Source organism: Dietzia sp. CQ4 (assembly GCF_014145125.1).
In the GTDB taxonomy this organism is placed as follows: domain Bacteria; phylum Actinomycetota; class Actinomycetes; order Mycobacteriales; family Mycobacteriaceae; genus Dietzia; species Dietzia natronolimnaea.
Genome location: NZ_JAALDZ010000018.1, coordinates 1 through 12,689, shown reverse-complemented (window position 1 = coordinate 12,689; position 12,689 = coordinate 1). Strand labels below are relative to the sequence as shown.

14 protein-coding genes and 1 pseudogene are annotated in these 12,689 nt (G+C 69.2%); 6 read left to right on the top strand and 9 right to left on the bottom strand.

Annotated features, from left to right (window positions below; all coding sequences use genetic code 11):
• Positions 1 to 37 precede the first annotated feature (37 nt).
• A complete protein-coding gene (locus G6031_RS01130; protein ID WP_182652160.1) occupies positions 38 to 940 on the bottom strand; it encodes an acyl-CoA dehydrogenase family protein in 903 nt (300 codons plus the stop codon).
• A 140-nt stretch (positions 941 to 1,080) separates the two neighbouring features.
• On the opposite strand from G6031_RS01130, the gene G6031_RS01125 reads away from it, so the two are divergent.
• Both G6031_RS01125 and G6031_RS01120 read left to right on the top strand, forming a co-directional pair.
• Positions 1,081 to 1,575, top strand: coding sequence for a nuclear transport factor 2 family protein (locus tag G6031_RS01125; RefSeq protein ID WP_182652159.1), 495 nt, complete (start codon positions 1,081 to 1,083; stop codon positions 1,573 to 1,575).
• Between the two features lie 14 nt (positions 1,576 to 1,589).
• Positions 1,590 to 1,958 (top strand): hypothetical protein, encoded by a 369-nt coding sequence (locus G6031_RS01120; protein ID WP_182652158.1) that lies wholly within the window; start codon positions 1,590 to 1,592, stop codon positions 1,956 to 1,958.
• An 82-nt stretch (positions 1,959 to 2,040) separates the two neighbouring features.
• Here G6031_RS01120 and glyA read toward each other — a convergent pair whose 3' ends face one another.
• Positions 2,041 to 3,345, bottom strand: a complete 1,305-nt coding sequence (gene glyA, locus G6031_RS01115; protein ID WP_182652157.1) for a serine hydroxymethyltransferase — start codon at positions 3,343 to 3,345, stop codon at positions 2,041 to 2,043.
• A 136-nt stretch (positions 3,346 to 3,481) separates the two neighbouring features.
• Here glyA and coaA point away from each other — a divergent pair, with 136 nt between their 5' ends.
• Positions 3,482 to 4,414: a type I pantothenate kinase gene (gene coaA, locus G6031_RS01110; RefSeq protein ID WP_182643921.1), complete on the top strand. Its 933-nt coding sequence runs from the start codon at positions 3,482 to 3,484 to the stop codon at positions 4,412 to 4,414.
• A 24-nt stretch (positions 4,415 to 4,438) separates the two neighbouring features.
• Here the strand turns inward: coaA and G6031_RS01105 are convergent, their stop codons facing one another.
• The 7 genes from G6031_RS01105 to G6031_RS01075 form a co-directional block, all read right to left on the bottom strand.
• Positions 4,439 to 6,001: an aldehyde dehydrogenase gene (locus G6031_RS01105; protein ID WP_182652156.1), complete on the bottom strand. Its 1,563-nt coding sequence runs from the start codon at positions 5,999 to 6,001 to the stop codon at positions 4,439 to 4,441.
• Between the two features lie 66 nt (positions 6,002 to 6,067).
• Positions 6,068 to 7,069 (bottom strand): PDR/VanB family oxidoreductase, encoded by a 1,002-nt coding sequence (locus G6031_RS01100; protein WP_241737116.1) that lies wholly within the window; start codon positions 7,067 to 7,069, stop codon positions 6,068 to 6,070.
• 46 nt (positions 7,070 to 7,115) lie between these two features.
• Entirely contained in the window at positions 7,116 to 7,307 is a 192-nt protein-coding gene (locus tag G6031_RS01095; RefSeq protein WP_182652155.1) for a ferredoxin, read from the bottom strand.
• A gap of 33 nt (positions 7,308 to 7,340) precedes the next feature.
• The gene (locus G6031_RS01090) at positions 7,341 to 8,600 is read right to left on the bottom strand and encodes a cytochrome P450 (protein WP_182652154.1); all 1,260 of its coding nucleotides are present in this window, start codon (positions 8,598 to 8,600) and stop codon (positions 7,341 to 7,343) included.
• A 50-nt stretch (positions 8,601 to 8,650) separates the two neighbouring features.
• The gene (locus G6031_RS01085; RefSeq protein WP_182652153.1) at positions 8,651 to 9,121 is read right to left on the bottom strand and encodes a nuclear transport factor 2 family protein; all 471 of its coding nucleotides are present in this window, start codon (positions 9,119 to 9,121) and stop codon (positions 8,651 to 8,653) included.
• Positions 9,122 to 9,404: 283 nt separating this feature from the next.
• Positions 9,405 to 9,788 (bottom strand): hypothetical protein, encoded by a 384-nt coding sequence (locus tag G6031_RS01080; protein WP_182652152.1) that lies wholly within the window; start codon positions 9,786 to 9,788, stop codon positions 9,405 to 9,407.
• A 137-nt stretch (positions 9,789 to 9,925) separates the two neighbouring features.
• The gene (locus G6031_RS01075; RefSeq protein WP_182652151.1) at positions 9,926 to 11,056 is read right to left on the bottom strand and encodes a tocopherol cyclase family protein; all 1,131 of its coding nucleotides are present in this window, start codon (positions 11,054 to 11,056) and stop codon (positions 9,926 to 9,928) included.
• Positions 11,057 to 11,183: 127 nt separating this feature from the next.
• Between G6031_RS01075 and G6031_RS01070 the strand changes: the two genes are divergently transcribed.
• From G6031_RS01070 to G6031_RS18725, 3 genes and pseudogenes are all read left to right on the top strand, one after another.
• Positions 11,184 to 11,582, top strand: coding sequence for a PH domain-containing protein (locus G6031_RS01070; RefSeq protein WP_241737115.1), 399 nt, complete (start codon positions 11,184 to 11,186; stop codon positions 11,580 to 11,582).
• Positions 11,579 to 12,112: a PH domain-containing protein gene (locus tag G6031_RS18730; protein ID WP_347238414.1), complete on the top strand. Its 534-nt coding sequence runs from the start codon at positions 11,579 to 11,581 to the stop codon at positions 12,110 to 12,112. Before G6031_RS01070 ends, G6031_RS18730 begins: the two co-directional genes overlap by 4 nt.
• A gap of 24 nt (positions 12,113 to 12,136) precedes the next feature.
• Positions 12,137 to 12,689 (top strand): annotated as a pseudogene (locus G6031_RS18725) (hypothetical protein); the annotation flags it as partial.

Genomic DNA, 12,689 nt, shown 5'->3' with positions numbered 1-12,689 from the left:
CAAACCCCGGCCCCCAAACCCCACCACTCCAGGGGACTTACCCGTACATCGCTGCGGATCGGGCCCGCTCTCGGTCGACCAGCATGTCCGCCAGACGGTGTTTGATGGCCTGGAACGACCCGATCGGACGGCCGAACTGATGGCGCTGGCCGACGTAGGCGACCGTGTCGTCCAACAGCCGAGCGGCGATTCCCGCGTGCTCGGCGGCCAGCGCCGCGCGCGTGATGAGGTCCAGCTCGCGAACGACGTCCGCGAACCGTGCGGCACCGACGAGGACCCGCGCGGGCGCGTCCACCAGATGCACGTCGGCGCGACGACGGGTGAGATCGATGACCTCCCGGTCCCGGCGTTCCGCGTCGGCGAGGTCCACCACCACCAGCACCGTCCGGGCGCCGGAGGACGCCTCCACCACGAGCGAATCGACCCCCTGCCCCCAGAGGACGCCCTCGACGATCCCGTTGACGACGGGACCGGCTCCGCCCGTCGCCACGGCGTCGGCGGACAGGGTGACCCGCCCGTCGAGCGACACCCCGATCGTCCGACGCCCCTCCATGACCGCTCCGAGGAGATCGCTCACCGTTTCCGGGTCGTCGGCCCGGACCAGCGCCTGGGCGGCCACCACGGCACTGGCCAGGACGGGCTCCGGCAGCAGGGCGGCCCCCGTCTCCTCGAGGACCACACCCAGGTCGGCGAACCCGAAGCCGTGACCCCCGAGGTCCTCCGGCACGGCGAGCGCGGCGACCTGCAGCTCCTCGTTGAGCGTGCGCCACCGGGCCTCCGAGTACCCCGTGTCGGACTCGGTCGACCGCCGGACCGCCTCGTGGGTCCCGTGCCGGGCCACGAACTGGGCGACGATCGTACGAAGCTCGTCGCGCTCCGGGGTCGCCAGGATGATCGACGGGTCGGCCTCGGGTCGTGCAGTCCGTGTCTGCTGGGTCACGAGCAGTCCTCTCCTGGGCCGCGGGACAGGGCTTCCCACGCCGTCTAGTTGAGTTGAGTTCACTTCAGACCATGACAACATAGTGAGGCGGATCACGCAAGCTCTTGAGATCCGGGCAGACACTAAACTAAGTTCGATTCATGACTGCGCCCGATCCCGCTGCATCCGAATCCAGGCTGTCCGACTCCACGCTGTCCGAATCGACGCTGTCCGACTCCACCCTCGTGACGTATTACTCACGGGTGGACGCGGGCGACCTCGAGGCCGGCCTCGCCCTACTGTCGTCGAACGTCTCCTTCGCCATTCTCCTACCAGGCTCCGCCGTCCGCGGGACGGACCGTGACGGAGTCCGTCGATACCTCGAGGAGCGGGGCCCCGTCGACAGGCGCCACGTCCCCACCCATGCCACCCGCACCGGCGAGCTCGAGTTCGTCTACGGCGCCGTGGTCGAGGACGGAGTCACGATCACCGGCCACTTCCTCGCGTCCGCCCGGATCGACGACGCCGGACTGATCACCGGCTACCAGGTCGCGTTCGACCCGGAGCTCGGCCTCGCCTCCCCGACCCTCGCCTCTACCGACCCCCCTTCCCCGACCCTCGCCCCCACCGACCCGGCCTCCCCCACCCACGACTGACATCGGAGCACCACATGACCACCAGCACCCCGCTACTGCACGCCTGGTTCGAGATCATGGACTCGGATGATCCCGACAGGGTCCTCGACCACATCACCGACGATTTCCAGCTGTCCATCCTCTTCTCCGCGGGAGAGTCGGCGGCGGAGTTCGACGGTGACCGCGCCGGGCTCGAGGTCTACCTCGCCCAGCGCGAGAAGAGCGTCCTGACGCACCACATCCTGAGCGGGACCCGCGTCGGGGACACCGAGCTGTGCCTCGGGGAGACCCGCAGGGACGGCGAGTTCGAGGCGAGCTTCAACGCAAGCGCCCAGCTCACCGAGGGCGACAAGGTCCGGCGACTGCTCATCTGCCGCAGCCCGAAGGTCCGCTTCACCGACTGAACCACCGCCACCGGGTCACCTCCGGGACGGCAGAAACCCCCGCAGCGTCACTGCGGGGGTTTCTTCCGTCGTGGCCGGGTTCTCAGCCCAGGATCGTCCAGTCCTCGAGACCCTCGTACAGCGGCTTGGCCGCGGCAAGCGCGGACACCCGACCACGCAGTGCGGTGATGTCGGCACCCGTCCCCGCCGCGAGGGCGGTGCCGATGATGTCCGCGACCTCGCGGAAGTCCTCGGCCCCGAAGCCGCGCGTGGCCAGCGCGGGCGTACCGATACGCAGACCGGAGGTCACCATGGGCGGACGGGGGTCGAACGGCACGGCGTTGCGGTTGACGGTGATGCCGACCTCGTGGAGGAGGTCCTCGGCCTGCTGGCCGTCGAGATCGGACTCGCGCAGGTCCACCAGCACCAGGTGCACGTCGGTCCCGCCGGTGAGGACGGAGACCCCCGCGTCCGTGCAGTCCTGCTCGGTCAGACGCTCGGCGAGGATCTTGGCGCCCTCGATCGTCCGCTGCTGGCGCTCGCGGAACTGCTCGGTACCGGCGATCTTCATGGCGGTGGCCTTGGCGGCGATCGCGTGCATGAGCGGCCCGCCCTGTTGACCGGGGAACACCGACGAGTTGAGCTTCTTGAACAGCTCGAGGTCGTTGGTGAGGATCATGCCCGAGCGCGGCCCGCCCAGGGTCTTGTGGACCGTGGTGGAGACGACGTCGGCGTGCGGAACGGGGCTCGGGTGCAGGCCCGCGGCCACCAGGCCGGCGAAGTGCGCCATGTCCACCCAGAGCTTGGCGCCGACCTCGTCGGCGATCTCCCGGAACTTCGCGAAGTCCAGGGTCCGCGGGTAGGCCGACCAGCCGGCGATGATCACGTCCGGCTTCTCCGCCAGCGCCATCTCGCGGACGGTGTCCATGTTGACCTGCATGGTCTCCGGGTCCACCTCGTAGGCGGCGACCTCGTAGAGCTGGCCGGAGAAGTTGAGCTTCATGCCGTGGGTGAGGTGACCGCCGTGTGCCAGGGACAGGCCCATGATCTTGGAGCCCGGCGTCGCGAGCGCCATGAGCACCGCGGCGTTGGCCTGGGCGCCGGCGTGCGGCTGGACGTTCGCGTACTTGGCGCCGAAGACCTCCTTGGCGCGGTCCCGCGCGAGGTTCTCCACCACGTCGACGTGCTCACACCCGCCGTAGTAGCGACGCCCCGGGTAGCCCTCGGCGTACTTGTTGGTGAGCACCGATCCCTGAGCCTGCAACACCGAGCGCGGCACGAAGTTCTCGGACGCGATCATCTCCAACGTGTCGCGCTGACGCGCCAGCTCGCCGGCCATCGCCTCGGCGACCTCCGGGTCCAACTCGGACAGGGAGGCGGTGAACACATCGGTGTTCGGGTCGGTCATCGTTGCTCCTCGCGCGTGGGCTTCTCACTTCGTACGAATCGTGTCGGGGCCACGGCTCGTCTCGTCGTCGTCGTCAGTCTAGTGCCAGGGCACCTGGAGGCCTCTCCCCCGTGGGCACCTGACACAATCAGCAATCGTGAGCAGACATGCCGGCGACTACACGCCGTACGTGGAGTTCGACCGCCGGAGTTGGCGTCGGTTGCGGCGAGCCATGCCGATGGTGCTCACCGAACAGGACCTCGAGGGACTGCGCGGCCTGGGCGAACACCTGGACCTGGACGAGATCGCGGAGATCTACCTGCCGCTCAGCCGGCTCATCCACCTCCAGGTATCGGCCCGCCAGCGCCTGTTCCAGTCCACCAACCTGTTCCTCGGTGAGACCGTGGACGCCCCCATGCCGTTCGTGATCGGGGTGGCCGGCTCGGTGGCGGTGGGCAAGTCCACCTCCGCCCGTGTGTTGCGCGCGCTGCTGACCCGCTGGGACTCCCACCCCCGGGTGGACCTGATCACCACCGACGGCTTCCTCTACCCCAACCGCGAACTCCAGCGGCGCCAACTCATGCACCGCAAGGGCTACCCCGAGTCCTACGACCGGCGCGCGCTGTTGAGGTTCGTCACCGAGGTCAAGTCCGGTGCCCCGGTCGTCCGCGCGCCCGTGTACTCGCACACCAAGTACGACATCGTCCCCGACGAGTTCATCGAGGTCCAGCGCCCGGACATCCTCATCGTCGAGGGCCTGAACGTCCTGCAGACGGGCCCCCGACTGATGGTCTCGGACCTGTTCGACTTCTCGCTCTACGTGGACGCGAAGATCGAGGACATCGAGAAGTGGTACGTCGAGCGGTTCCTGGAACTGCGCAGCACGTCGTTCTCCAACCCCAACTCCCACTTCGCGCACTACGCAGACCTGTCCGACCAAGCGGCACGGTTGGCGGCGCGCGAGATCTGGACCTCGATCAACCGGCCGAACCTCGTGGAGAACATCCTGCCCACACGGCCGCGGGCGACGCTGGTGCTGCGGAAGAACTCCGATCACTCCATCCAGCGGCTGCGCCTGCGCAAGATCTAGGTCAGGTGGGGCTCGTCGGGGGCGTCAGGCTCCCTTCCGGACGCCGGTCGTGACGACATCCGCCTGGCGGACCACCGACTCGGGAATGCTCATGGACGGGTCGACCGAGATCGACTTGGGGATCAGGTAGCCCTCGAGGCCGGCGACGCCGTGTTCACGCCCGATCCCGGAGTCCTTGAACCCGCCGAACGGTGAGTTGAAGTCGGCCGAGAAGGAGTTGACGGAGAACGTTCCCGTCCGCACCTTCCTGGCGATCTCGAAGCCGCGCTCGACGTCGGAGGTGTAGACCGAGCCGGCCAGGCCGTAGCGGCTGTCGTTGGCGATCCGGATGGCGTCTGGCTCGTCCTTGTAGGAGATCACCGCGACGACCGGGCCGAAGACCTCCTCCTGTGCGATCTCCATGTCCGGGGTGACCCCGGTGAGCAGGGTGGGCTCGACGTACCAGCCCGTGTCGAGGCCCTCGGGGACGCCGCCGCCGAACGCCACGGTCGCGCCCTGCTCGACCGCGCGGCGGATCATCCCGAGGATGCGCTCGCGGTGCGCCTCGGTGATCACCGGACCCATGTCGACGTCGGGGTCGTGGGGGTCACCGACCCTGATGTCCGCCATCGCCGTGACCAGCCGCTCCACCAGCTCGTCGTGCCGGGCCTCGGACACGAGGAACCGGCTCTGGCACACACAACTCTGACCACTGCTGGGGATCACGCTGACCCCGAGGAGGGTGGGGACCGTGGTGTCCAGGTCGGCGTCGTCGAGCACGATCGCGGCCGACTTGCCGCCGAGTTCCAGGACGACGGGGCGGATGAGCGAGCCGCACTCACGGCCGATGTGTGAGCCCACGGTCGTGGACCCGGTGAAGCTCACCATGTCGACGTCCGGGTGTGAGACCAGGTAGGCCGACTCGTCCGCCCCGGCGGCGACGATGTTGATGACCCCGGGCGGGAAGCCCACCTCGTGGACCATCTGCGCCAGGGCGAACACCGCGAGCGGGTCGGGCTCCGGGACCTTCACCACGACGGTGCAGCCGGCGATGATCGCCGGTGCGACCTTCTGTGAGGTGCCGGGCATGGAGAAGTTGTAGGCGACCATGGTCGCGACCACGCCCACCGGCTCCTTCACCACGAGTGCCTGGGTCTGGTAAGGCATGATCATGCCGCCCGCGGACCCGCCGGCGAGTGGTCCGAGATCCGCGGTCCGGACCTCCTGGAACGGGTAGTGCCGGCCAACCTCCGCGTTGTAGTTCCAGTGCAGGGTCGGGGCGGTGGCCTGGTAGACGTCCGCGAGCATGCGCGTGCACCCGAGTTCGTCGACGAGCAGCTCGGCCAGCTCGTCCCTGGACTCGTACAGCTTGGCCGCGAGCGCCTCGCACAGGGCGGCGCGGTCCTCGACAGGCCGGGTCGCCCAGTCCGTCTCGTGGAAGGCGTACCGGGCGGCCTCGACGGCCGCGTCGATGTCCGCGCGGGTCGCGCCGGGGACCCGGCCGATCACCTCGCCGGTGGACGGTGAGATGACGGTGAACGTCTCGGTCGAGTCGGTGGGCCTCCACCGGCCACCGATGTAGAACTCGCTGTAGCTCCTGGGGAGCATGGATCCTCCTGAAAAGTTGGCGGGACGCGTGGTCCGGACCTCTGGTCGCGACGGCGACGAACGGTCCTACAGGTCGAGAACGAGCTTGGGGCAGGCGGCGCGGGAGACGCAGATCATCATCGTCTCGCCCTCCTCCTGCTCCTCCGGGGACAGGACCACGTCCCGGTGGTCCGCCCGACCCTCGAGGATGGGCGTCTCGCACGATCCGCACGTCCCCTCGGTGCAGGAGGTGGAGACGTAGACACCGGCCGCGGTCACCACCTCGAGGATCGTCTGGTCCCCGTTGACGTGGAGCGTCGTCCCCGTCTGTCGGAGCTCCACGTCGAATCCGGTGTCGCCGGACGTGTCGATCTCCGCGGCCGAGAAGCGCTCCAGGTTCAGCGCGCCGGCGGGCCACGACGCGCAGTGCTCCTCCACCGCGGCCAGAAGCGGCTCGGGGCCACAGCTGTAGACCAGCGTGTCCTCGGCCGGCGTCCCGAGGAGCGAGTCGAGATCGATCAGGCCGTGGCGGTCGGCCGGCCAGATCGTCACCCGGTCCCCCAGTTCCCCCAGCTCGTCCAGGTACGCCATGGAGTCCTCGGATCGACCGCCGTAGACCAGACGCCAGTCCGCGCCGGCCCGCTCTGCGGCGCGGACCATCGGGAGCATCGGGGTGACCCCGATTCCCCCGGCGATGAACAGGTATCGCGGGGACTCATGCAGGGGGAAGTGGTTCCGCGGGCCCCGCACCTCGACTCGTGACCCGAGCGGGAGATCGGCGTGGATCCGCCGCGACCCACCCCTGCTCTCCGGCTCGAGCAGGACCGCGACCCGGTAGGTCCTCCTGTCGGCGGGGTCACCGCACAGGGAGTACTGCCGGATGAGGTCGCCGTCGAGGACCAGATCGATGTGGGCGCCGGGCTCCCAGACCGGCAGGTCGGCACCGTCCACGGACTCGAGGACGAGCTCGACGACGCCGCGCGCGCACTCTCGCCGACCGGCGACCACCGCGAGGAGCGAGGCGTCACCCTCGGGGAGATCGCCGGGATCGACGAGCGGGTAGTGCAGTGGATCCTGAACCATGGTCATCTCTAACTCACCTAGTTGTCCGACTCGGCTGGCGGTCTCGACGCGGTCAGTCGCGCACGATCGAGATCGCGGATTCCGGGCACGCCCTGACCATTCGCCGAGCGGTCTCGGGCGACATCTCGGGCGCGTCCTCGCGGACGACTCCGCGGCCGCGCTCGTCCTCGGCGATGTGGTCGGGCTCCAGCGTGTAGCAGCGGGCGTGACCCACGCAGAACTCGTGGTCGATCTTCACCTTCATGATGTGTCCTCTCGTCGTTTCCGGCGTCCGGGCTCAGCGGGCCGCGGCAGCGGGGGTGATCTCGTCGACCGTGACCTCGAACTCGGTGAGTCCACGGGTCGGCATGGAGTGGGTGTGGATCTCCTGGTCCGGGACGAGGGCCACACCCGGCATGCGGGTGAGGACCGCGGTGAACGCCACCCGCAGGAAGATCCGCGCGAGGTTCGACCCGAGGCACCGGTGGATCCCGGCACCGAAGGACACGTGTCGCTTGTTCTCGCGGTGCACGTTCCAGCTGTCACCGTCGGGGAACACCGACTCGTCGCGGTTGGCCGATCCCGGCAGGTTCCAGATCTTGTCACCGGGCTTGAGGTCATAGCCGTTGAGCGTCGTCTCCGTGGTGACGGTCCGCTGGGTGAGCGTCACGTTGACGAACAGCCGCAGCGCCTCCTCGATCGCCTCGTCGAGCAGGGACATGTCGTCCTGTAGCTCCTTGAGGTCCTCGGGGTGGGTGGCCATGTGGTGGATCGTGCCGCTCAGGACGGTTCCCGTGGACTCGAGGCCACCCAACGTCAGCGCGATCATGATCTTGATGAGGTCACCGTCGTCGGGGACCTCGCCGCCGGGCCGACAGTTCGCCAGAACGGTGACGATGTCGTCCTCGCCACGCGGGTTCTCCCGGCGTTCCCGGAGGATCTCGAGAAGGGCGGAGCTGAGCTCGCCGAACGCCTCGACGGCGCGCTCCGGAACCAGGAGGGCGTCCTGCGCCCACGCCGAGAACTGGAGGATCCGGTCACTGTCGGCGGGGACGCCGAGGATCACGGCGAAGATCGCGCGCGCCTGCATGGGACGGACGAATTCGTCCATCACCTTGAACCTGGTGCGACCCTCGAGACCCTCGAGCAGGTCGTCGGCGATCTTCTCGATGAGCCCCGCGTGGGCCTCCATCTTCTTGAGGGTCATCAACGGCTCGAGGATCTTGCGCCACTCGCTGTGGACCGGCGGGTCGGTGTCGAGAGGGATGAAGGTCGGGTCGTCGTTCGGGTCGTCGTACCGGCGGTCGGCCAGGTGCGAGGCGGCGCGGCCGGACTGGAACGTCCTCCAGTCTCGGTGGATCTTCCACAGGTCCTTGTAGCGGGTCACCAGCGGGACGGTCGTGTTGCCCTGCTTGTGGAACGCCAGCTCGTGGTCCTCACGCAGGTGCTTGAGGATCTCCAGGTTGTTCTCGTTGTACTCGTCCGACCACATGTCCACGAACGGACACTGGGGGGCGTCGGCGACGACGGTGCTCGGGTCGGGCAGTTGCTTACCCATGGTCTTCTCCTCCGGTGTGACGTGCTGGGTCTGGGGGTCCGCGGTGTCGCTCAGGACTTGAGGCCCTCGGGGAGGAGTTCGGATTCGCCGGCCTCCACCAGGGTCCCGCCGAGTGCGCTGAACAGGATGATGGAGTCGTAGTACTCGACGAAGCGGGCGATCTTCCCGTCACGGCAGATGAAGCGGGAGATGTACTCGTTGGCGTACCGGGTCCCGCTGCGCAGCAGCATGTCGCTCTTGTAGGTGGCGATCACGACGTCGGGGTTCGAGGCGAGGGTGTCGAGCTCGAGATCGTGGAGGTTCTCCGACCCGTCGATCATGTGGTCGCGGGCCTGGGCGAGCACCTCCATGTACGCCGTGCGGCCGACGGTCTCGCGCCCGAAGGTGGGGGGCCGGAACGGGAGCTCGAAGACGACGTCCTCGGTGGACAACTCCCGCATGGTCTCGATGTCCCACTTGTTGAGCGCGTCCGTGTACGCCCGCACCAGGTCCAGGTTCCTGCGTCGCTGATCTTCGGCCACTTCCAACCCCTCCAGAGTCTTGAGTTGAATTCACTTAGGGCGACTGTAACCACGATCACACTGTGACGCAAGCCATAATCGGCGAAAAGTAGGAAATCATTGTTCCGGGGCGGAGATTGGCAACTTGCCAGGTCAGCGGCATGCGGCGTCGACGACAGCGCCGCCAACACGGAGACCGGGGCGCCTCCGGCTGACACGGCACCGTCAGAACTCGGGTCGCGAGATCTACCGTCGCGACACCCCGCCGAACGCCGCCGCGGCGGACCTCGAGAGGGGGGTCAGTTCACGCCACAGCGCGCGTGAAGCCACTGACGTGGTCGAAGGTCCGGACACTCCCGAACCCCTCGAGCAGGTCACCGAGCTCGGGGGTGACGGGCCCGTAGATCCGTAGGTCCACCACATCGACGGTGGCCATCAGCTCCCCGACCTTCGCCTGATCCATCTCCGCGAGGTGGGTGAGCATCGCGTCCGCGTCCCGGTAGTGCTCGTGGGCGAAGAGAATCCCCGCCTCCTCGTCCAGGTAGAAGTTGTGCCCGCGGATGTGGTCCCCCTCGGCCGACGCGCCGCGACTGACCTCGGCCAGAATCGCGCGGAGCTGATCGATCGTGACGTCGTGGTGGATCTTCATCTCGGAGGTGAGACGAATCTCGTTGCTACTGTCTGCCATGACTCTCCCCGGTTGACGAACTGAACTCGCTTCTGTGCAAGCTATGTGACGTCTGCCACACTGTCAACGTCACATCGTCAACACCGCGCGTCAGCGACCCGGGTCGTGACGACGACCGCCCAACCGGGGACCAGCACCTACTCCGGCGCGGCGCCCGTCTCCCCCACGGGCACGCCACGCCGCCGAAGCTCCGCCTCGGCGCGGTCCAGCCCCCCGTGCTCGAGTGCGGCCTGTGGACTGTGATCGCTCCAGACATGGCGCCCGAACCGGCTCACCTCCACCTCGAGCTCACCGGACAGGTGCTCGATCGCGCCCGCCGAGTTCCGCTTCTCCGACGGCAACGGCACGGGCAGCACGTGGGCCCGACCCAGCGGCGCCCGCCCGGTCACGCGGATCCTCCAGCCATAGCCACGGCCCTCGAGCGCCCACACGTCGTCACCGACGTCGGCGCGGACCGGTGAGACCACGGGGTTGCCCAGCCGGATCACCCGACCATCCGGAAGTCGCACCACCAGGCCCGTGACCTCGGTGCGCAGCGGGCCCGAGTGGATCTGCCCGCCGGCGAACGCCACGCAGGTGCCCGGCTCGGAGAAGCCCTGCGCCTGCCCCCACCACCAGGAATCGGGAAAGCCCTCGGCGCCCCAGTTCTTCTCCCCGTAGACGTCGGCGCCGTCGAACTCCCAGCGCCGGCCGTCGAGTTCGGCCCAGCCCCTCGCCTTGCCGCCGAGCAGCCACGGGTGCCAGTACTGGTTGAGGGCGGGAACGGCCTGGAAGATGCTCGACCCGCCGACAGCCCGGTGCGGCCACTCCACGGGGTCGGTGATCTCCACGTGGAGGCGGGCCCCCTCGCCCATGTCCACGGTCACCCTGTCCGGCCGGTACTCGAACTGATCCCCGGAGCGGGCCCCCAGGCGGTCGGGATCGGCCCACCCGTCGGGCGCGGCGGCCAGGCGGAGAGAGGAGGACGTGCCCGACCGTGGTGAGGGCGTCGCCGCCCCCGTTGATGACGACGACGAGGTCGCGCCGACCCCCGGCCGGGGGAACCCGGTCGCCCCGGACCGGGCAGGCACCTCGTCGGACGCCAGGCCGAGCGTCGCCCAGTGCCCGTCCGGCCCCCGGTTGATCCCGATGAGAGCGATGAGGGCGCGGCCGCGGTCGCGGTCGGTCACGCGGAGGAAGTATCCCTCCATGGCCACCCCGTGTGCGCGGAGCGGATCGCCGAAGGGCAGGTCTGCACCGGTTGCCCGGTATCGCCGGAGAAGTGTCATGACCGCCAGGGTTCCACAGGGCCCTATGTTGGACACCGTGAACTCGTCACCGATCGGACTCAGACCACCACGCCACCGCGTCGACCCGCGGTGTCGACGCTGGTGGACGGCGCAGGTCGCACTGTGGATGGCAGGGCCCTTGGTGGTGGCCGTGATCCTGGGCCTGGTCCTGTTCCCATGGATTCTGCTCGTGGCGACGGGGTGGGCGGCCGCGACCGCCGTGGCGCTGGTCGCGGTGCCGCGGGTGCGCTGGGCCATCCACCGGTGGGAGGCGACCGACACGGCGGTCTACAGTCGTAGCGGCCTGTTCTGGGAGGAGTGGAGGGCCGCGCCGCTCTCCCGAGTGCAGACCGTCGACAAGACCCGCGGGCCACTGCAACGACAGTTCGGGCTGGCCACCGTCGTCGTCACCACCGCCTCCTCGTCGGGCGCGGTCCGTATCAGCGCGCTGGACGCCGCGCAGGCCGAGGAGATGGTCGACAGGTTGACGCTGCTGGCCGAGGACGACCAGCGGGACGCGACGTGACCACACCAGGGCCGGGCCCGGCGCCCGCAGAACCCGCACCCGAATGGCTGCCGCTCGACCGGCGGACCATCCCCGCGAGCACCGTGGTGGCCGCGGGGGCCCTGGCGGCGACCGCGGTACCCGCGGGGTCCGGGCTCCTCCTCGCCGGGGTGGGCCTGGCGTGGGTGTTGCTGTGGACCATTGGTGGCACGATCCTCGGTGCCGCCGCAACGGCGATCATCGAGACCGCCCGGCTCGCCGTGACCAGGTACCGCGTGGACGCGCACCGGATCGAGCGCCGCGTCCGCTTCCTCTCCAGCTCCACCACCAGCCTGTCGACCGGCCGGGTGCGCAATGTGGAGATCTCGGCGGACCTGGTGCAACGACGAATGGGCATCGCCACCGTGAGATTGGCCAGCGGGGAGACCGACGGGTCCAGACTCATTCTCGGCGCCCTGGACCGCGAGGTGGCCGAGGAGCTGCGCCGCCACCTGCTCGCCGAGCGGGCCGCCACCGACACCTCCGAACTCGTGCGCCTCGACCCGGGATAGGTCCGCTACGCGCCCGCGAGTGTCATGACCCCGCTGTTCGGTCTCGTGGGCATCGGCATCGTGTTCCAGGTCGCGGACTGGTTCGGCGCCGTGCCCGAGATGCTCGAGTGGATCTGGGACCGGATCGGTGACCTGCCGATCCCCGTGATCGCCGCCGGGGTGCTCGTCCTCGCCCTGGTGGTGGGCACCATCGCGTCGGTGGCGCTCTTCGTGGAGAACTGGTGGAACCTCCGCCTCGAGCACCACGAGGACGGTTCGCTCGAGCTCCACCGTGGCCTGCTCGTGGGTCGGCACACCTCCTTCGACGGTCGCCGCATCCGCGGGGTCACCCTGCACGAACCCCCGGGATTCAGAGTCCTCGGCGCCGCGCGGCTCGACGTGGTGGCCTCGGGGGTCGGGACCGGGAAGGACGACGAGGGGAAGAAGAAGCAGAGCCCGGCGCTGGTGCCCGCCTCGCCCCGAGCCGTGTCCGCGGACGCGGCCGGGACGATCCTCGGCGAGCCCGTGCCCACGGCGCTCCGAGCCCATCCGCCCGCCGCGCGGAGGCGCAGGCTGGTGCGGGCGGGTGCGGCGGTCG

Bases quoted from the DNA above. Each gene is read 5' to 3' on its own strand.
- G6031_RS01070 (WP_241737115.1), top strand. From the start codon at position 11,184: ATGGCAGGGCCCTTGGTGGTGGCCGTGATCCTGGGCCTGGTCCTGTTC.
- G6031_RS01075 (WP_182652151.1), bottom strand. From the start codon at position 11,056: ATGACACTTCTCCGGCGATACCGGGCAACCGGTGCAGACCTGCCCTTC.
- G6031_RS01090 (WP_182652154.1), bottom strand. From the start codon at position 8,600: ATGGGTAAGCAACTGCCCGACCCGAGCACCGTCGTCGCCGACGCCCCC.
- G6031_RS01100 (WP_241737116.1), bottom strand. From the start codon at position 7,069: ATGACCATGGTTCAGGATCCACTGCACTACCCGCTCGTCGATCCCGGC.
- G6031_RS01080 (WP_182652152.1), bottom strand. From the start codon at position 9,788: ATGGCAGACAGTAGCAACGAGATTCGTCTCACCTCCGAGATGAAGATC.
- G6031_RS01105 (WP_182652156.1), bottom strand. From the start codon at position 6,001: ATGCTCCCCAGGAGCTACAGCGAGTTCTACATCGGTGGCCGGTGGAGG.
- glyA (WP_182652157.1), bottom strand. From the start codon at position 3,345: ATGACCGACCCGAACACCGATGTGTTCACCGCCTCCCTGTCCGAGTTG.
- G6031_RS01120 (WP_182652158.1), top strand. From the start codon at position 1,590: ATGACCACCAGCACCCCGCTACTGCACGCCTGGTTCGAGATCATGGAC.
- G6031_RS01125 (WP_182652159.1), top strand. From the start codon at position 1,081: ATGACTGCGCCCGATCCCGCTGCATCCGAATCCAGGCTGTCCGACTCC.
- G6031_RS01095 (WP_182652155.1), bottom strand. From the start codon at position 7,307: ATGAAGGTGAAGATCGACCACGAGTTCTGCGTGGGTCACGCCCGCTGC.